The sequence below is a fragment of the Tsukamurella sp. USMM236 genome (assembly GCF_037148755.1).
GTDB lineage: Bacteria > Actinomycetota > Actinomycetes > Mycobacteriales > Mycobacteriaceae > Tsukamurella.
The window spans coordinates 529308-546970 of sequence record NZ_JBBCSS010000002.1 but is presented as its reverse complement, the minus strand read 5'-3'; the positions used below and the strand labels follow the sequence as shown (position 1 = coordinate 546970).

Annotated in this window: 19 protein-coding genes; 15 read left to right on the top strand and 4 right to left on the bottom strand. The window is 69.1% G+C overall.

Annotation, left to right across the window (positions count from 1 at the left end; genetic code table 11):
- Positions 1-7: 7 nt before the first annotated feature.
- Entirely contained in the window at positions 8-550 is a 543-nt protein-coding gene (locus WFK95_RS08505) for a hypothetical protein (RefSeq protein WP_336670437.1), read from the top strand.
- A gap of 705 nt (positions 551-1255) precedes the next feature.
- Positions 1256-1684, top strand: a complete 429-nt coding sequence (locus WFK95_RS08500) for a hypothetical protein (protein ID WP_224644957.1) — start codon at positions 1256-1258, stop codon at positions 1682-1684.
- A gap of 191 nt (positions 1685-1875) precedes the next feature.
- Here WFK95_RS08500 and WFK95_RS08495 read toward each other — a convergent pair whose 3' ends face one another.
- Entirely contained in the window at positions 1876-2568 is a 693-nt protein-coding gene (locus WFK95_RS08495; RefSeq protein WP_224645184.1) for a GntR family transcriptional regulator, read from the bottom strand.
- A gap of 180 nt (positions 2569-2748) precedes the next feature.
- Here WFK95_RS08495 and WFK95_RS08490 point away from each other — a divergent pair, with 180 nt between their 5' ends.
- Entirely contained in the window at positions 2749-3180 is a 432-nt protein-coding gene (locus WFK95_RS08490) for a PaaI family thioesterase (protein WP_224644958.1), read from the top strand.
- A 6-nt stretch (positions 3181-3186) separates the two neighbouring features.
- Here the strand turns inward: WFK95_RS08490 and WFK95_RS08485 are convergent, their stop codons facing one another.
- Positions 3187-3732, bottom strand: a complete 546-nt coding sequence (locus WFK95_RS08485; protein WP_224644959.1) for an isochorismatase family cysteine hydrolase — start codon at positions 3730-3732, stop codon at positions 3187-3189.
- A gap of 58 nt (positions 3733-3790) precedes the next feature.
- On the opposite strand from WFK95_RS08485, the gene WFK95_RS08480 reads away from it, so the two are divergent.
- Positions 3791-4228 (top strand): VOC family protein, encoded by a 438-nt coding sequence (locus tag WFK95_RS08480; RefSeq protein ID WP_224644960.1) that lies wholly within the window; start codon positions 3791-3793, stop codon positions 4226-4228.
- Positions 4229-4247: 19 nt separating this feature from the next.
- Here the strand turns inward: WFK95_RS08480 and WFK95_RS08475 are convergent, their stop codons facing one another.
- Together WFK95_RS08475 and WFK95_RS08470 are read right to left on the bottom strand one after the other, a co-directional pair.
- Positions 4248-4589, bottom strand: coding sequence for a DUF1801 domain-containing protein (locus WFK95_RS08475; RefSeq protein ID WP_224644961.1), 342 nt, complete (start codon positions 4587-4589; stop codon positions 4248-4250).
- Positions 4590-4658: 69 nt separating this feature from the next.
- Positions 4659-6068, bottom strand: coding sequence for a hypothetical protein (locus WFK95_RS08470; protein WP_224644962.1), 1410 nt, complete (start codon positions 6066-6068; stop codon positions 4659-4661).
- Positions 6069-6521: 453 nt separating this feature from the next.
- Here WFK95_RS08470 and WFK95_RS08465 point away from each other — a divergent pair, with 453 nt between their 5' ends.
- The 11 genes from WFK95_RS08465 to WFK95_RS08415 all read left to right on the top strand — a co-directional run bounded on the left by WFK95_RS08465 (position 6522) and on the right by WFK95_RS08415 (position 17647).
- Positions 6522-7223: a hypothetical protein gene (locus WFK95_RS08465; RefSeq protein WP_224644963.1), complete on the top strand. Its 702-nt coding sequence runs from the start codon at positions 6522-6524 to the stop codon at positions 7221-7223.
- 18 nt (positions 7224-7241) lie between these two features.
- Complete coding sequence (locus WFK95_RS08460; RefSeq protein ID WP_224644964.1) at positions 7242-7664, top strand: TIGR02611 family protein; 423 nt, start codon at positions 7242-7244, stop codon at positions 7662-7664.
- On the top strand, positions 7661-8173 hold the full coding sequence (locus WFK95_RS08455; RefSeq protein ID WP_224644965.1) for a (2Fe-2S)-binding protein: 513 nt from the start codon (positions 7661-7663) through the stop codon (positions 8171-8173). The genes WFK95_RS08460 and WFK95_RS08455 overlap by 4 nt, the downstream gene beginning before the upstream one ends.
- Before the next feature lie 150 nt (positions 8174-8323).
- The gene (gene thrS, locus WFK95_RS08450; RefSeq protein WP_336670724.1) at positions 8324-10321 is read left to right on the top strand and encodes a threonine--tRNA ligase; all 1998 of its coding nucleotides are present in this window, start codon (positions 8324-8326) and stop codon (positions 10319-10321) included.
- Positions 10322-10355: 34 nt separating this feature from the next.
- Entirely contained in the window at positions 10356-10916 is a 561-nt protein-coding gene (locus tag WFK95_RS08445) for an HIT family protein (protein WP_068525168.1), read from the top strand.
- A 2-nt stretch (positions 10917-10918) separates the two neighbouring features.
- Positions 10919-11578 (top strand): phosphatidylinositol phosphate synthase, encoded by a 660-nt coding sequence (gene pgsA / locus WFK95_RS08440; protein ID WP_336670436.1) that lies wholly within the window; start codon positions 10919-10921, stop codon positions 11576-11578.
- Positions 11578-12492, top strand: a complete 915-nt coding sequence (locus WFK95_RS08435; protein WP_336670723.1) for a phosphatidylinositol mannoside acyltransferase — start codon at positions 11578-11580, stop codon at positions 12490-12492. The genes pgsA and WFK95_RS08435 overlap by 1 nt, the downstream gene beginning before the upstream one ends.
- Entirely contained in the window at positions 12492-13616 is a 1125-nt protein-coding gene (locus tag WFK95_RS08430) for a glycosyltransferase family 4 protein (protein ID WP_336670435.1), read from the top strand. The genes WFK95_RS08435 and WFK95_RS08430 overlap by 1 nt, the downstream gene beginning before the upstream one ends.
- Positions 13617-13630: 14 nt before the next feature.
- On the top strand, positions 13631-14659 hold the full coding sequence (locus tag WFK95_RS08425) for an NUDIX hydrolase (RefSeq protein WP_336670722.1): 1029 nt from the start codon (positions 13631-13633) through the stop codon (positions 14657-14659).
- A gap of 9 nt (positions 14660-14668) precedes the next feature.
- Entirely contained in the window at positions 14669-16267 is a 1599-nt protein-coding gene (locus WFK95_RS08420; protein ID WP_336670434.1) for a serine/threonine-protein kinase, read from the top strand.
- Positions 16268-16522: 255 nt separating this feature from the next.
- Positions 16523-17647 carry a hypothetical protein gene (locus WFK95_RS08415; RefSeq protein WP_224644969.1) on the top strand — a complete coding sequence of 375 codons (1125 nt, stop codon included), beginning with the start codon at positions 16523-16525 and terminating at the stop codon, positions 17645-17647.
- Positions 17648-17663: the final 16 nt, after the last annotated feature.

The window sequence follows — 17663 nt, the reverse complement described above, 5'->3', positions numbered from 1 at the left end:
AGAATCAATGGATATCACTCAACTGACACGGCTAGTCCCTCCCCCGATTGAGCCGGCTGAGATTGTCCGCTGGGACGAGGTCGAAGCTCGAATCGGAAAGCTCCCAGACGACTACAAGGAATTGATTAGCACCTACGGGCCCGGAACATTCTGGGGTGACCTGACAGTCAACGGACCTGAGTGGATTGAAGAGTCTGGGACGCAGCATGATCTGGTGGAAATCCTCCATCGGATTGCAAATCGCGGACCTGAATCGGTAAATCTCTCAGGCGCTCCCGATGGACGTGCTGCCGTCGGCACGGAATCCGACCAGTATCTGGCCTGGGGTGGCGCGAGCGGTACTCAAACAGGGTTTTGGCGGGTGACCGACGCCGACCCGAACAAGTGGCCGGTGGTGTTCACGGAATTGTCTGCGATCGACTATGAACCCGCGGGGTTGGTGGCATACCTCGTGTCACTCTTCGGCGGCGCCTTCGATTCGGTTGCTCTACCCGAAGACTGGCTTGAAGACTCAAGAGATCTGGGTGCGCCGCCGTTCGAGCGGGGGTGAATGCAGCGAGATCGTGTCTGTCGACGACGGCTGAATACTGGGTAGCGGACTCATAAGTGCACTACGCACCCTCCCGAATGAGTTCGCAACCACTCAGATTATCCCTTGATGATGCAGGCCAAGTATCGACGCGAGCTCTTGCGAACTCTGGACGGTTTGCAAGAATAGTCTCAGGTGTGTCTCGTCGCGAGTACACACGGCTGAGCGCTAGTCCTACGACGGGCTTCACGCCCTGTATTCCGAGGGGCTTCCGGGCCGCTGAACGACTCTCCGGCCCCTCGGCGGCCCGCGCTGATGGCGATGAGGATCAGAGGGTCATTCCGTTCGTAGCTAACCTCAAAGCGAGCGTTAACGAGATGCACGTCGGACAGCCAATGCCACCTAGAGCGAACAAGAGCCAGCGCCCACAGTGCTGGCGTTACGAGGATAATGAGGTCGGTTCGGCATGAAGCGGTGTGGGTCGGTTCTTCGTGACGCGGTAGTAGCTGTTGCGGCTGTGTCGGTGCCTGTCTGGTGCCGGGGTGTGCCGAGGTAGGTCACGCTGCGGGGACGGAGGTGGTGTCGTCGTCTGCAGTTGCGGATCCGGGGTATCCGGATCCGCCGGTGTCCGCGTGCAGCGACACAAGTACCTGTCTGGACTTGGGGGCTGTGGACGTGGACGGTGATCGCCGTCCTGATCCGGTAGGTTGGGTCCGCGGAACTTCTATGCAGGAGTTGGTGATACGACTGGCGACCGGCCGGCAGATCCGCGTCGCCGCGGATTACAACCGCTCCTCCCCGCTCATCGCGGCGATGACGGCGTGGTTCATCGAACTCAACGGTAGGCCCGGCGCTGAGATCGTCGTCCCAGTCGACGCAAACGCGGGCCTGAAATGGTTCGATGTCTTCACCTGGAGTGGCGGCAACCTGTCAATACCTGACCATCGGGTTGCCGGGGAGAACGCCGCAAATATGCAGTTAGATCGCCTACTCGCCCTGGTCGGGTCGATGTGCCCGCGACCTGTACTGTACGTTTCGATCCCAGCTAGGACCACCGAGAAACCGCCTGGTGACAGGCGGTTTTTTCGTTTTCGGGCGGAGCGTGACCCGCTTGTGACCCCACCGACGAGAGTTGTGTGCCTAATCCCGTCGTGAAGTCGTGGTCGAATTCCTTGCCCGCACGGGGCGGTAGTGCCGGGTCGTCGCGCCGGTGATCACTCCGGACTGCACGTGTCCATCCGCGAACCCGGGCCGTGCGAGCTCCTTCTTCAACGTCGAGCTGCAGGGCGCCCGGATGGATGTGGACGGCTACGACGGCGACGAGCCCGGGCAGCCGTGGGGCCGGATCACTCGGGAGCTACTTCCGCCCAGAGCCCGGCCTTCTCGAGCATCGCGATCACGTGGTCGGCGCTGTCCACGAGGTGCGCCTCCATGACCTTGCGCGCGCTCTTGGCATCCCGTGCCTCTAAAGCGTCGAGTAGTTCAAGGTGTTGCGCACGAGCAGCCTCGACGTGCGCCTCGATGGAGGCGTAGAACTGGTTGGGCAGGTGATTGACCACCCCGGCGAGGACTCGTGCGAGCCGGTCGGAGTCCGCTGCCACGTTGATCTCCCGGTGGAAGGAGTGGCCCAGATCGGCCACCCGCTCAGTGTCACCGGCGGCCGCGGCTTCCATTGTCGCGGCGTTGATCTCCCTGAGTCTGTCCACGAGCTCGGGGGTCGCCTTCTTCGCGGTGCGGGCGGCGAGTTCTCCCGCCAGGCGGCTCTGTGCCCAGAACAGGTCCCGAACGTCCTGCCGGGTGAACTTCGCCACCTGGAAGCCTCGGCGCGGAACCAGGGTGACGAATCCCTCGCTGCGCAGTGTCAGCAACCCCTCGCGCACCGGCGTGATGGAGACCCCGACGGCCTCCGCGATCGGTTCCATCCGGAGGAAGTCGCCAGGGCGCATGATGCCGGACATTATCTGCTCGCGTACGTAGCTGGCCACCTCGTCGGGCAGCTGGCGCCGCTTAGGACGCCCACGCGTGGGGATGTTGTTCATCGGGGCCACACCCGCCTCCTACTGTCGCCATTGGCCGTGAAACTTTAAAGAGAATATATCGTGACCCCGGGCCATGGTGGCTGGAGCGGACGGGCTTCGGGGCGATATTGCTGCCGCACCGCCCCGGGATTGATCATTGCCGGGAGCAATGATGTCGTACCGTCGTGAGACGGTGACCGCATGACATTCGACCGACAGGGCATTCTCTGGGACGCGATCAACGGAAAGACCCCGCCGTCACCGGCGGCGGCGCTCATGGGGTGGACGTTCCGGGCGGTCGATCCGGACGAGGGGACATTGGAGATCGGGTTCGCGCTCGACGAGCGCTTCACCAACCCGGTGGGGTCGATCCAGGGAGGCTTCGTCGCCGCGATGCTCGACGACACCCTGGGGCCGGCCCTGGTCGCGACGCTGGAGCCGGATCAGTTCGCGCCGACGGTGTCCCTGACGGTGCAGTACCTGGCGCCGGCACTGCCCGGCACGTTCGTCGGCCACGGGCGGGTCGTGAAGAGGGGACGGGAGATCGCTTTCCTCGAAGGACATCTCGTCGACGCCAAGGGAACGACGGTGGCGACGGCCACCGCGACGAGCGTCATCCGCACCCTGCGGTGAACCGCACTACGAGGTGAAGCGGATCCGCTCGGCGGGGACGACGACGATCGAGCGGCCGGGGTAGTCGAGACGGGCGAAGGTCGCGTTGTAGTGCGCGATCACATCCGGTGCCTCTACCGGATCCATTCCACGGTCGATCGTCGTCGTGTGGCAGTCCGATACGAGGACAACGTCGAGGCCCCTGGACAGCGCGCTCCTCGTAGTCGAGTCGACGCACGCCTCTGTCGCGAACCCGGCGATCACGACGCACGTGATGTCCGCAGCCGCAAGAATCTCGGGCAGGCCCGTCCCGCCGAAGGCGTCCGGCGAATCCTTGGTGATGACCACCTCGCCGTCGGTGGGGGCGACTGCCGGGACGATGTCCGGGATGCGGTCGCCGAACCGCTGGCGCGTGAAGACGACGTGTGCACCGCCCGCGCGGGCCCTCGCGAGTACGGAAGCAAGGCGAGTGAGGACGCCGTCCGCGGCGTAGGCGATCCGAGGGAAAGCGCCCTGGACGTCGACGATGACGAGCGCAGTCCGCGACCCGCTGAGTCGGTGCTCGACATCCATCCTGGTGAGCTTGCCATGTCACCTGCGGTGGGCGCCGACGATCGATAGCCTCGGAACCATGGCCATCAAACTCGAGAACGTCGCGATCGCGGTGCGCGACTTGGAAGCGACGATCGCGTTCTTCACCGATCTGGGACTCACGGTGATCGGCAGGCAGACGGTCAGCGGAGAGTGGACGGACACCGCCGTAGGCCTCGACGGGAACCACGCCAAGATCGCGATGCTGCAGACCCCGGACGGCCAGGGGCGGATCGAGCTGTTCGAGTACATCCACCCCGACGCGATCGAGACGGAGCCGACGCTGCCCAACGAGATCGGCATGCACCGTGTCGCGTTCTCCGTCGACGATCTGGAAGAGGCCCTGGCGATCGCGGCCAAGCACGGCTGTCACCCGCTGCGCGGCGTCGGCGTCTACGAAGACATCTACAAGCTCACGTACGTCCGCGGACCGAGCGGCATCATTGTCATGCTCGCCGAGGAGATCCAGAAGTCGTAGCGGCGCACCGGCCCGCGGGTCAGGGTCGGTTCAGCGCCGCCGCGCGGGTGACGAGGTCGCGGAAGGCTGTCTCGTCGAGCACGTCGGACTCCGTGATGTCGATGGCTCGGCGGGTGCCGGCCGTGAGGCTCGCGTTGAACAGCCGGTCGGGATCGTCGATCGAGGCGCCCTTGGCGAAGGTCACCTTGACCTTGTCCTTGTAGGTCTCCGCCGTGCAGAGCAGGCCGCCGAGCGAGAACGTCGGCACGCCATCGGGATTGGACGGCTTGCGCCACTTCACTTCCTCGACGGCGTCCGGCTCGGCCTCCAGGATCAGGCCGCGGATCTGCTCGACGGTGCGCTCTCGCCAGTCGGTGCTCATGGTCGAAAGGTACGCCGACGGCGGCCGGGGCGTGGACGCCCCGGCCGCCGTGCGGTCGTCATGCCGGTATCAGTGCACGTCCACCGAGGGGGTGTCGGTGACGCTGACGCCGCTGGAGCTGGCGGTAGCCGAGCCGGTGTCGGCCTCGACGCCGTGGGTGCCCGCGGCCGTGGTCGTCTCGACACCGCCCGACGGGCCGGTCACCGAAGCCGACCCGGTGCTCGGGCTCACCGACGCGCTGCCGGTCTCGACGTGGCCGCTCGCGCTGCCGACCGGCGTGGTGACCTCGGCCTCGGCCTTCGGGCCGGTCACCGTGGTGTTGCCGTTGGGCGCAACGGTTGCCGACCCCGTCGAGACCGAGGCCTCGCCGCTGGCGACGGGGGTCGTGACCGAGCCGCTCGCGGCGGGGCCGGTCACCGAGACGCCGTTCGCGCCTGCGGAGGCGCTGCCCGTACTGGCCGTGACGGTGCCGCCGCCGACCGGCGTCGAGACGGTGCCGGTTCCCGACGGACCGGTCACCGAGACGCCGGCCGGGGTGATGCTGCCGCCGCCACCGTTGACGTTGAGCCCTGCCGTGACGACATTGCCGACGTTCACGCCGGCCGTCACGTCCGGAGCGTCGACGGTGAGGCCGCCGGTTCCGACGGTGATCGTGCCGGGCGTCACGCCGACGGTGCCGCCGCCGAGCGGCGTGGTGATCGCGCCCGAGAGGCTCGGGGTCACGAGAACGAGCTGGCCGTTCTGGAAACCGATGCTGCCGAGGTTCAGGACGAGGTTGCCGCCGCCCAGAGGGGTGGTCAGGCCGAGGTTGATCGCCGGGAGGCCCACGATGAACGTGTTGGCACCGTAGGTCACCTTCACCGGCACGATCGTCGCGCTCGCCGCACCGAGGCCCAGGGGCGCGGTGGCGTTGAGCCCGAGCGACGGGGTCCACGTGGTGAGACCGCCCGCGGTGATCGCGCTGAGCGAGGTGTTCAGGCCCAGCGAGCTGCCCAGCGGGCCGTTGATGTTGGTGATGTTGCCGCCGACGCTGCCGACTCCGAGCCCGGGGCCGAGACCGACGAGGCCGTAGGTGGTGCTGGACAGGCCTCCGAGGCCCAGCGGAGCACCGACGGTGAAGGTGTCCTGCTGGCCGAGGCCGACCCAACCGGCCGGCGCGCCCGGCACCTGAGCGGTCGAGACGATCGGGCCCGACGTGTTGCTCACCGGAATCAGGCCGCTGAGAACGGGGATCTGGTTCCAGGCGGCGACGCCCTGGTTGATCTGCGGCGCGACGATCGGGATCGTCACCAGCGGAATGCCGCCGGGGAGGAGGGGGGCGGCGCCGAGGATCGCGTCGACCTGCGGGATGCCGGTCGGTGCCGCGTTCGCAGTCGCCGGGGTGGCGACGGTCAGTGTTGCGGCGGCCGCGACGGCGGTGGCGGCAACGGCGCTGCGGCGCACCGTCTTCCGGGCGTGCTTGGGTGAGGTAGGGGACATGGGAGGACCTCCGGTTCATGAAGGTTCGGCACGCTCGATCGAGCGCGCCGGTCGGTAGGGATGTGGACCCAGCAGAAAATAGAGGCGTCTGCGCTCGGTGCGAGTGCCTGAAGCGGCGCCTGTGCATCTCCTGGGAGTTCTGAAGTTATCAGTATTTCCACGGTTTCCCAATAGCTTTCGAAGCTATTCGTTCAAAGCGATTCTGGCTACTACGCAGTAGCGAAATCCAATGAGTTCTAACAGAACCCGTTCCACTCCTTTGCGATCAAAGGCCGCTGCTCAATCGATGTATTCGTAACCGATTGGGGTCGCCGTGAATGACGAGCGCAAGCGCGATGAATGGCAATCTAGGCACGCTAAAGATCCGATCCGCACAAGTGGATGTGCGAGCTGTCCTCCACTGTTTCGCGACGTTCCGATCGACCCGTTATCGTGAACGTCATGTTCACTGCGATGCAACGACAGGATGTCGGCAACCGCCTCATCGCCGCCGCCGAGGCGACGGAGGGCGTTCATGCCGGGGCCGTGGTCGGCGCCGCGGCGGCAGGAGCACTCGACGCGTTCACCGGCATCGACCTGATGTTCGCCGCCGCAGCGGATGTCGCGATAGCCGACCTCCGCGAACGATGGACCGAGCTGATGTACCGCGACTTCGGCGCGATCCACCACACCGCGGATCCGGGCGGCACCGTCTATTTGCTTCCCGACCTTCTGACGGCGCGGATCGCGGTCGTGCCGGCTGCGCGGTTCGGCCCCCGGCCGGGCGAGCCCTTCCATCAGGTCTTCGGGCCCGCCGGGCCGCAGGCGACGGCACCGTCGGGCCACCCGGACCTGGTCGGACCCGCCTGGCTCGCCGCGCTGCGCACCCGCGCGGCGCTGCTCCGCGGCGACGGACCGGCAGCTGCGCTCGCCCTCGACGGCCTGCGCGACGCACTGATCGCGCTCGCGGGCGCCCGCACCGGCGCTCCGCCCGGATACCTCGAGCCCGCGGACCGTGATCGGATCCGCGTCACCGAGACCGGGTCTCGCGATACCGGCGCCGTGGCCAAGGCCTTCGGCGTCGCGGTGCAGATCCTCGACGCCGAGCTGCAGGCCGTCGCGCCCGCGATCGCGGACGCCGTCGCGCTCCCGCTGCTCGAGGAGGTCGCCGGCTGACGCCGGTACCGTGGAACCATGCATGACCAGCAGAAGGAGTTGCCGCGGAGCGGTCCGCGCGCGTGGCGCGCACGGATCAAGGCGTCCCGGCACGGCTCGCTCGCCTGGCGGATCTGCGTCGGCGTCGTCGGCGGCGTCGTGCTCATCGCGGGCATCATCGCGATCCCGTATCCGGGGCCGGGCTGGCTGATCGTCTTCGCCGGGCTCGGCATCCTCGCCACGGAATTCGAGTGGGCGCACCGGCTTCTGCGCTTCGCCCGCGAACGCTACGACCGCTTCGCCGCGTGGCTCTCTCGGCAGAACATCGTCGTCAAGGGCGCCTTCGGGGTCGGCACCTGCCTCATCGTGCTGGCCACCGTGTGGCTGCTGGGCGCGGCCGCGATGATCGGCGGCTGGTTCGGCATCCACTGGCCCTGGCTCGCCAGCCCGATCTTCGGGTGATCGCGGACCTCCGGCGTTCGGTCGCCGCCCCCGACGACCGCGTCGCCGGAGTCCTGTACTGGTACGCCCTGTCGGGAGCGCTCGCCCGCGTGGCCGTCGCCGGCCGGGACGCCGGGGCGGCGGTCGTCCGGTCCGGGGCCGGAGGCTGGCCCGAGGTGAGGGAGACGGCACCGTCGGACGACCCCGGCGGCGGTCTCGCGCGCGCCTGCCGCCGCCTGATCCCCGAGATCGCGCGCGAGTCGGGCGCCTCGCAGCGGTCCCTCTGGGCCATCGCGACCGACTCGATCGCCTCCGCATCGCTCGATACGGCGGATCCGAGGACCGTCGCCGACGGGCTGCTGCGCGCGTGCGGTCCCGAGGCCCCACCAGCGCGGTTCGAGGAGGTGCCCGGGCGCGGCACCGTCGTGCGACGGGGCTCGTGCTGCCTGCTCTACCTGTGCCCCGGCATGGCGAAGTGCCTCAGCTGCCCTCGGCAGACGCCGGACGAGCGGCGGACGAGGCTCGCCTGAGCGTCGCCTCCGGCGAGCGGCACGCGCGGTGACCGATAGGATCGGATCCACTGACAACCGCGTGCGGCCAGGTATGCCGCCCGCTACATGACTAGGAGCACTGTGAGCACCACCTTCGTCGTCCCGGCAGGAATCGCCGCCGGGGCAGCCATGCGCGATCTGGACCTGCCGAACAAGGGCCCCGAGGCCGTCGTCGTCGTCAAGACCACGGACGGCACCCTCAAGGACCTGAGCTGGATCCCCGAGACCGACACCGAGGTCGAGGCCGTCGCGGCGAACACGGAGGACGGACGCAGCGTGATCCGCCACTCGGCGGCGCACGTCCTCGCGCAGGCCGTGCAGGACGGTTTCCCCGGCACCAAACTGGGCATCGGCCCGCCGATCAAGGACGGCTTCTACTACGACTTCGACGTCGCCGAGCCCTTCACTCCCGAGGACCTCAAGAGCCTCGAGAAGAAGATGAAGCAGATCATCAAGGCGGGGCAGAAGTTCAGCCGCCGCGTCTACGCGAGCAAGGACGAGGCCCGCGCCGAGCTGGGAGGTGAGCCCTACAAGCTCGAGCTCATCGACGACAAGGGCGCGGCCGACGACAGCGAGGTCATGGAGGTCGGCGGCGCCGAGCTCACCGCCTACGACAACCTCAATCCCCGCACCGGCGAGCTGATCTGGGGCGACCTGTGCCGCGGCCCGCACGTGCCCACCACCAAGTACATCCCCGCGGTGAAGCTGACCCGCAGCTCCGCGGCGTACTGGCGCGGCGACCAGAACAACGCGGACCTGCAGCGCGTCTACGGCACCGCGTGGGAGTCGCCCGAGGCGATGGACGAGTACCTCGAGCTGCTCGCCGAGGCGGAGAAGCGCGATCACCGCAAGCTCGGCGCCGAGCTGGACCTGTTCAGCTTCCCGGACGAGCTGGGCTCCGGTCTGCCGGTCTTCCACCCCAAGGGCGGCATCATCCGCAAGGAGCTGGAGGAGTACTCGCGGCAGCGGCACATCGACGCCGGCTACGACTTCGTCAACACCCCGCACCTGACCAAGAGCACGCTCTACGAGGTCTCGGGCCACCTGGATTGGTACAAGGACGGGATGTTCCCGGCCATGCACCTCGACGCCGAGTACGACGACGAGGGCAACGTCACCAAGCCCGGCCAGGACTACTACGTCAAGCCGATGAACTGCCCGATGCACAACCTGATCTTCGACGCCCGCGGCCGCTCGTACCGCGAGCTTCCGCTGCGGCTCTTCGAGTTCGGCTCCGTGTACCGGTACGAGAAGTCCGGCGTGATCCACGGCCTGACCCGCGTGCGCGGCATGACGCAGGACGACGCCCACATCTACTGCACCAAGGAGCAGATGCACGAGGAGCTGACCACGACCCTCGAGTTCGTGCTCTCGCTGCTCAAGGACTACGGCCTCGACGACTTCTACCTCGAGCTGTCCACGAAGGACCCGCAGAAGTACGTCGGCTCCGACGACGTGTGGGAGGAGGCCACCAAGACGCTCCAGCAGGTCGCCGAGGCCTCGGGCCTCGACCTGGTGCCGGACCCGGGCGGCGCCGCCTTCTACGGCCCGAAGATCTCCGTCCAGGCGAAGGACGCGCTCGGCCGTACCTGGCAGATGTCCACCATCCAGCTGGACTTCAACCTGCCCGAGCGGTTCGAGCTCGAGTACACCGCGCCCGACGGCACCAAGCAGCGCCCCGTGATGATCCACCGCGCGCTGTTCGGTTCGATCGAGCGTTTCTTCGGTGTGCTCACCGAGCACTACGCCGGTGCCTTCCCCGCGTGGCTGGCGCCCCAGCAGGTGGTGGGCATCCCCGTCGCCGAGCAGTTCGGGGACCACCTCGAGACGGTGATCCGCGAACTGAAGAAGCACGGGATCCGCGCCGAAGTCGACCACAGCGACGACCGGATGCAGAAGAAGATCCGCAACCACACCACGCAGAAGGTGCCCTTCATGCTGCTCGCGGGCGAGACCGACCGCGACGCCGGCGCGGTCAGCTTCCGGTTCCGCGACGGAACCCAGGTCAACCAGGTGCCCGTCGACGACGCCGTGCAGCGGATCGTCCACTGGGTCCACTCGCGCCGCAACGAGTCCCCGACCGCCGAGCTGCTGGGCCCGGCGGAGGCCACCGTCGGCATCGCCTGACCGGGACCGCAGGGACGACAGGGGAGAGGAATCGATGACGGACGCCACGGACGGCGACGCGCGCGGCGCGCACACCGACTTCGGGGTCGGCGACGGTGACGAGAGCATCGAGCGGCTCTGGACGCCGTACCGGATGCGCTACCTCGTCGATTCCCCTCCCGTCCCGGAGGGCAGCACAGCCTTCCTCGAGATCCCCAAGCTGGCCGACGAGGACGGGCTGATCGTGGCCCGGGGCGAGCACTGCTACGTGGTGCTCAACCTGTTCCCCTACAACCCGGGCCACTGCATGGTGGTGCCGTACCGGCAGGTCGCGGAGCTGGAGGACCTCACCGACGACGAGGCCTTCGAGCTGATCAAGCTCACCCAGAAGACCATCCGCGTGATCAAGCGGATCTCGCGGCCGGCGGCGTTCAACGTGGGCTTCAACCTGGGCCGGTCGGGCGGCGGTTCGATCGCCGAGCACCTGCACCAGCACATCGTGCCGCGGTGGCCCGGCGATGCGAACTACATCACGGTGCTCTCGGGCACTAAGGTGATGCCGCAGCTCCTCGGACAGACCCGGGCGCTGATGGCGAAGGCCTGGGAGGAGGTCTAGCAGTGTCGTCGATCTTCAGTCGTGAGGCGGTCTCCAAGGTCACCCACCCGATCGCGAAGGTGCTGATCCGGACCGGGTTGACGCCGGACGCCGTGACGCTCTTCGGCACCGCCTGCTCGGTGACCGCCGCGCTGTGGCTCTTCCCGACGGACCACCTGTTCGTCGGCACGTTGATCATCTGGTTCTTCGTGATGTTCGACATGCTCGACGGTGCCATGGCCCGGGTGCGGGGCGGCGGCACCCGGTTCGGGGCCTGGCTCGACGCCACCTGCGACCGGGTGGCCGACGGTGCCATCTTCGCCGGCCTGGCCTGGTGGGCCGTGTTCACCGAGGACAACCGCTACAACCTGTTGATCGCCACCCTGATCTGCCTGGTCACCTCGCAGGTGATCAGCTACGCCAAGGCGCGGGCCGAGGCCTCGGGTCTCAAGGGCGACGGTGGCTGGATCGAGCGCCCGGAGCGCCTCATCATCGTGCTCGTGGGCGCCGGCATCACGGGCCTGGGTGTCTGGTGGGCGATCCACGTCGCGATGTGGGTGCTCGCCGTGACCAGCGTCGTCACCGTTCTCCAGCGGGCCCTGACCGTGCGCCGCTCGCCCGGCGCCACCGACTTGCTGCCGCTGCCGCAGGCGGCCGCGCAGCACGAGGAGGACCAGGCGTGATCGATCCGCGCGAGGAGGTCGCCGACCTCGCCTACCGCACCGGCTGGGCCGTCACCAAGCGGATGCCGGAGTTCGCCGCCAAGTTCCTCATCGACGACGTGGGCGGGCGGATCGGCGCGCGTGGCGACAACACACAGCTCCGCAAGAACCTCGCGCGCGTGCTCGGGACCACCCCGGACCTGGTGCCGCAGAGCCTGATCGAGGAGTCCTCACGCTCCTACGCGCGCTACTGGCGCGAGTCCTTCCGGCTGCCGTCCATGGACCTGGTCGAGCTCGGTGCGCGGCTCGACGAGTACGTCGACACGCCCAGCCTGCACGACGCGATGGCCGCCGGTACCGGCGCGGTGCTTGCCCTGCCGCACAGCGGGAACTGGGACATGGCCGGAGTGTGGCTGGCGCAGAAGTACGGCCGGTTCGCGACCGTCGCCGAGCGGCTCAAGCCGGAATCGCTGTTCCGGCGGTTCGTGGAGTACCGCGAGTCCCTCGGCTTCGAGATCTTCCCCCTCTCCGGCGGCGAGCAGCCGCCCATGCCCGCGCTCGCGCAGCGGCTGCGCGAGGGCCGCCCGATCTGCCTGCTGGCCGAGCGCGACCTCACGCGGCACGGCGTCCCCGTCACGTTCTTCGGCGAGCGCACCCGGATGCCCGCGGGCCCCGCGAAGCTCGCGATCGACACCGGCGCGCCGCTGTTGCCGGTGCACTGCTGGTTCGAGGGCGACGCCTGGGGTTTCCGGTCCGAGGCTCCGATCGACGTCTCCGGCGGCATCGAGGACGCGACGCAGCAGCTCGCGCAGGCCTTCGAGCGCAACATCGCCGAGCATCCCGCGGACTGGCACATGCTGCAGCCCCTGTGGGAGTCCGACTGGTCGCAGGCGCGGCGCGACCGGATCCTCGGCGAGGGTCCCGAGGTGCGCTGATGCGGATCGGGATGATCTGCCCGTACTCCTTCGACGTCGCGGGCGGGGTGCAGGCTCACGTCGTGGACCTGGCCCGCGTGCTCATCGAGCGCGGCCACGAGGTCTCGGTGCTCACCCCGTCGTCGAAGGAGACGGTGCTGCCCGACTTCGCCGTCTCCTCGGGCAAGGCCGTCGCGATCCCGTACAACGGCTCCGTCTCCCGGCTCTCCTTCGGGCCCAAGGCGTTCGGCCGGTTGCGGAAGTGGATCCGCAAGGGCGAGTTCGAGGTGCTCCACGTGCACGAGCCGAACGCGCCGAGCCTCGGCATGCTCGCGCTGGCGATCGCCGACGGTCCCATCGTCGCCACCTTCCACACGTCGACCGAGAAGTCGCTGGTGCTCTCCGTCTTCCAGAGCGTGCTGCGCCCGTCGCACGAGAAGATCCGCGGCAAGATCGCCGTCTCCGAGCTGGCCCGTCGCTGGCAGATGGAATCGCTCGGCTCCGACGCCATCGAGATCCCCAACGGCGTCGACGTGCGCGCCTTCGCCGACGGCGATCCGCTGCCCGGCTACCCGCGACCGGGTAAGACGGTGCTCTTCCTCGGCCGGTACGACGAGTCGCGCAAGGGCATGGCCGTCTTCCTCGAGGCGCTACCCGCGATCGTCGCGGCCCAGCCCGACATCGAGGTGCTCGTCATCGGCCGGGGCGACTCGGAGAAGCTCCTGCGCGACGCCGGCCCGTACGCGAAGCACCTGCGGCTCATGGGCGCCGTCACCGACGAGGAGAAGGCCGCCGCGCTGCGTTCCGCCGACGTCTACGTCGCGCCCAACCTCGGCGGCGAGAGCTTCGGCATCGTCCTCGTCGAGGCGATGGCCGCCGGCACCGCCGTCGTCGCGAGCGACCTCAACGCCTTCGAGCGCGTCCTCGACGGGGGCGAGGCCGGCCGCCTGTTCCCGGTCGGCGACGGTGCTGCCCTCGGCCGCGCGATCGTCGAGCTGCTCGACGACGACTTCCGCCGCGCCGAGCTGGTCACCCACGCCTCCGAGGTGGTCTGGCGCTACGACTGGTCCGTCGTCGCCGAGCAGGTCATCCGCGTGTACGAGACCGTCGCCGTGCCCGGCGTGGTCGTGTCGATCGACGACTGAAGGGGGCCGCAGTGCTGAATCTCACCGCCACCACCGTGCTCGTCATCGGCCTGATCGTGATGGCCGTGCTGATCGTCGCGGCCCTGGCCTACCAGACGGCGCACCGTCTGGACCGGCTGCACGTGCGGGTCGACCTCTCGCTCGCCGCGCTCGACGCCGCCCTCGCCCGACGGTCCGCCGTCGCCCGCGCGGTCGCCGCCACGCTGCCGCCCGAGCAGGGGCAGATGCTCCGCGCCGCCGCCGACCGCGCCGAGAACGCCGCCCCCGAGGACCGGATGCCGATGGAGAACAGGCTCTCCGGAGCCATCGGTGCGATCGACATCGAGACCCTGCCGCGCTCGCTCGTCGCGGAGATCGCCGACGCCGACACCCGCGTGACGATGGCGCGCCGGTTCCACAACGACGCCGTCCGCGACACCCGCGCCCTGCGCGGCCGCCGGTTCGTGCGCTGGCTGTACCTGGGCGGCACCGCGCCGATGCCCCAGTACTTCGACATCGTCGACCGGGGCGGCATCCTCCCGGCCGCGCTGCTCGCCGTGAACGACGAGCGGCGCGTCTCGGCCCGGGTCATCGTCGTGGACCCCGACGGTGCCGTGCTCGTCGTCCGTGGCCACGAGCCCGTCCCGGAGGGGACGCGGCCCGCGGGCCACTGGTGGTTCACCGTCGGCGGGGGAGTCGAGCGCGGTGAGGACCTGCGCGCCGCCGCCGCCCGCGAACTGCGGGAGGAGACGGGCCGGGTGCTCGCGCCGTCGGAATTCGTCGGCCCGCTCTACCGCCGGGAGGCGGTCTTCTCCTTCGACGGCGAGGTGATCGACTCCGTCGAGTACTTCTTCGCCGTCGAGTGCGAGCGGTTCGACCCGGCACCGTCGGGCTGGACGGACCTGGAACGCCGGACGCTCGACGAGATGCGCTGGTGCACCCCCGACGAGATCCGGGTGTTCGCGGACCCCGTCTACCCCGCGGCGCTCGCCGACCTGATCCCCGATGTGCGGAGCGCGTTCGCGTCCGGGAAGGCGCCGGGCGAGCCGGCCGTGATCGAGTAGGGAGGCGCGATGCAACCGAAGGAGATCTCCGGATACCGGGTGGTGCGCCGCCTCGGCGCGGGCGGCATGGGCGAGGTCTTCCTCGTCGAGCACCCGCGGCTGCCGCGGCAGGACGCGCTGAAGCTGCTCGGACCGCAACTGGGCGACGACCCGAGCTTCGCGACGCGCTTCCTCCGCGAGGCCGACATCCTGGCCGGCCTGCGGCACCCGAACATCGTCACTATCCACGACCGCGGCGAGTACGAGGGTCGGCTGTGGCTCGCGATGGAGTACGTCGAGGGCGAGGACGCGGCCCAGTACCTGCGGACGCGGGGCCCGCTGCCGCCCGCGATGGTGGCCGACGTGATCGAGCAGGTCGGGAGCGCGCTGGACTGGGCGTGGAGCGAACGCCGCCTGACGCACCGCGACGTCAAGTCCGGCAACATCCTGCTCGCGCCCGTGCGGCCCGGACGGCCCGTCGGGGTGAAGCTGGTGGACTTCGGGATCGCCAAGGCCAGCGACGAGGCCAGCTCGCTCACGGCGACCGGCGTGGCCGTCGGGACCATGGCCTACCTCGCGCCCGAGGTGATCGAGGGCAATCCCCTGGACAACCGGGCCGACGAGTACTCGCTGGCCTGCGCGGCGTTCGAGCTGCTCACCGGCACACCGCCGTACGGCCCCGGCTCGCCCAGCTCGGTTCTGATGGCGCACCTGCAGGCGCCCGTGCCGGACCCGGCTGCGCGGGTGGCCGGCATCCCGCCCGGGCTGGCCCGCGTCTTCGAGCGGGCGCTGGCGAAGCAGCCGCGCGACCGGTTCCCCGACAACGCCGCCTTCGCTCGGGCATTCCGGGCTGCGCTGACCGCCCCGTCTTCGGCGCCGGCGCCGACACCGCACGTGGGGGCCGGGCCCACCGTGATCCGGCCGACCCCGCCGCCCACTCCGCCCCCGGCGTACACGCACGCCGCGCCTCCCGTGCCGGCCCAGGGGCTCGCGGGGACGCCGGTGCCTGCGTCGACGGCCGTCGGGGGCGTGGGCGCCGGGACGGCTCCGGCGCGCAACGGCCGCGTGTGGGCGTTGGCGGCCCTGGCGGCGGTGCTGGTGATCGCGCTCCTGGTGGTCGGCTACCTGGCGTTCGGCCGGGGTGGGGACTCCGCGTCGGCCGATCCGACGGGCGCGCCTGTCCCGTCGGGCACTACCGCGCCAGCGGAGACGTCTGCGCAAGCCACGTCGGCAGCGCCGACGGGCGCCTCGGAAACCGCCTCGGCGCCGACGGTCCCGGGCACGGACGCCTACGGCTTCGTCGGGAGCCCGGCGCGGTGCGCCGGAGGTGAGACGCTGCAGCTGGCGCTGCTCACGTCGAAGGCGAACGGCGGCGGCTCCCGGGTCGTGATCTGCGGTTCCGCCGGTGAGTTCACCTACCGCGGCGCGCAGATCTCCGGGGACAACAGCGGTATCACGCTCACCGCGACCGGAAACGGTGCCGGCGTCTTCCGCGCCGTCAATCGCGATGCGAAGGGCAAGGACAAGGACGACACGATCTACACCGTGAGCTCCGGTGGCCTCGTGATCACCCGCGGCGACGGCCGCGCCGTCTCGTCGGAGCCCGCCCGCTCCGTCTGGACCCGCTGACCCCCGGTCAGTGGTGAGGCCGATGGTGTTGGACGCGATGTTCGACTGTTGAGCGGTTGACCGCCTATGAAACCCTGTCCGCGGTGGACACGGATTCATAGTCGGCAGCGGCTTTCGCCAGCCCGCGGACCCGGCGACCGGGGCATCCGCCTAGGCTACGTGCAGCGGCGTGGGGGCCGCAGTTCGATCACATCGGGGGATGCGACGTTGCTGAGAAGGCAATTCACTACCGGTTGGAACTGGGCGTTCGGTCCGATGGCGCCGCGCTACGGGCCGACGCCGAGTCGGTTGAGGACGACGGCGGCGGTGGTTGGGAGCCTCGCGGCCGCCCTCTCGTCGTGGTACTGGAACTCTTCGTCGATCGGAGTCGACAGGCTCTTCCAGGCCGCAGTGATGGGCGTCGTCAAGGTCGCGCTTATCGCTGCTTGCATCGTCCTGCTGTGCAGCTGTGCGTCGTTCTTCCTTCCGCGCGGGCGCGCGTCGGTCGATCCCTTCTGGTTGATGCGCAATCTCGGGGGACCACTGATCGCCTTCGTGGCACTGGTGGCACTCGTAACGGTGCCTGTCGTCGCCTCCGCCCTCGGCCCCGTGTCACTACTTCTGCTGCTGGGGCTGCCACTCTGGTTGGGGGCCGTGATCAACGCAGCCAGATTGGGCGCGGCGTACCAGTTCCGTCTCGGCGAGGCCCATCCGTCGCTGGCATCGGTGTGCATCCTTGCGACGGGCGCGTTCGGACTCGTGGAGGCGCTCACCAAGACGGCGGTGACCGGGCATGAGTTCGACCCGTTAGTCGTCTGGCTGCTAGTGACCTTCGTGGGTCCGGTCGCCACGATCGGGCTCGCGCTGTGGGACTTGCGAATCCACACGCCGCGTGTCGACCGCCTGACGATGGTGGCGCTGGCGGCAGTGATGGCCATGCTTGCGGGAGTCGTCGGCCATCTTGCCGGATGGCACGAAGGCGGGCGCCCCGATGTCGCCGACAAAGCAAGCGGAACGTCATCGAGCACCCCAACGCCCGAATCGATCGCTTCGACGCTGACACGGTCCGGATTCGTCGACGGCCCGAACTGCGAATCGCGTGGCACCGTCGTCTACCGCGCAGTCACGGATCCGGACCCGGAGAAGGGAGGGAACGGCTCTCGATTCGTCATCTGCGACGCGGGAGAGTCCCTGTGGTACCAGGGGCAGCGGCTGAGCAGGAGTGTCGGTGGGTACATGCCGGCCGACCGCACGCCGCGGGGATACCGCGCGACGCTCCGTTCGGAGGGTGCTACCGCGACCTACGAGTGCTTCTTCGATGCGAACCCGCTTTTCGTCGTGACGACGATGAACTCTCGCCTCGAGGAGCGCGTGATCTGGTCGAGTACAGGCCCGGCATAGAAGCCTGATGCGCTCA

Excerpts from the sequence above, each read along its gene's own strand:
- WFK95_RS08495 (WP_224645184.1), bottom strand. The coding sequence starts at position 2,568 with ATGAACAACATCCCCACGCGTGGGCGTCCTAAGCGGCGCCAGCTGCCC.
- WFK95_RS08460 (WP_224644964.1), top strand. The coding sequence starts at position 7,242 with ATGCATGACCAGCAGAAGGAGTTGCCGCGGAGCGGTCCGCGCGCGTGG.
- WFK95_RS08480 (WP_224644960.1), top strand. The coding sequence starts at position 3,791 with ATGGCCATCAAACTCGAGAACGTCGCGATCGCGGTGCGCGACTTGGAA.
- WFK95_RS08415 (WP_224644969.1), top strand. The coding sequence starts at position 16,523 with ATGGCGCCGCGCTACGGGCCGACGCCGAGTCGGTTGAGGACGACGGCG.
- WFK95_RS08430 (WP_336670435.1), top strand. The coding sequence starts at position 12,492 with ATGCGGATCGGGATGATCTGCCCGTACTCCTTCGACGTCGCGGGCGGG.
- WFK95_RS08420 (WP_336670434.1), top strand. The coding sequence starts at position 14,669 with ATGCAACCGAAGGAGATCTCCGGATACCGGGTGGTGCGCCGCCTCGGC.
- WFK95_RS08490 (WP_224644958.1), top strand. The coding sequence starts at position 2,749 with ATGACATTCGACCGACAGGGCATTCTCTGGGACGCGATCAACGGAAAG.
- WFK95_RS08500 (WP_224644957.1), top strand. The coding sequence starts at position 1,256 with ATGCAGGAGTTGGTGATACGACTGGCGACCGGCCGGCAGATCCGCGTC.
- WFK95_RS08465 (WP_224644963.1), top strand. The coding sequence starts at position 6,522 with ATGCAACGACAGGATGTCGGCAACCGCCTCATCGCCGCCGCCGAGGCG.
- WFK95_RS08470 (WP_224644962.1), bottom strand. The coding sequence starts at position 6,068 with ATGTCCCCTACCTCACCCAAGCACGCCCGGAAGACGGTGCGCCGCAGC.
- WFK95_RS08485 (WP_224644959.1), bottom strand. The coding sequence starts at position 3,732 with ATGGATGTCGAGCACCGACTCAGCGGGTCGCGGACTGCGCTCGTCATC.
- WFK95_RS08445 (WP_068525168.1), top strand. The coding sequence starts at position 10,356 with ATGACGGACGCCACGGACGGCGACGCGCGCGGCGCGCACACCGACTTC.
- WFK95_RS08475 (WP_224644961.1), bottom strand. The coding sequence starts at position 4,589 with ATGAGCACCGACTGGCGAGAGCGCACCGTCGAGCAGATCCGCGGCCTG.
- WFK95_RS08505 (WP_336670437.1), top strand. The coding sequence starts at position 8 with ATGGATATCACTCAACTGACACGGCTAGTCCCTCCCCCGATTGAGCCG.
- thrS (WP_336670724.1), top strand. The coding sequence starts at position 8,324 with ATGCGCGATCTGGACCTGCCGAACAAGGGCCCCGAGGCCGTCGTCGTC.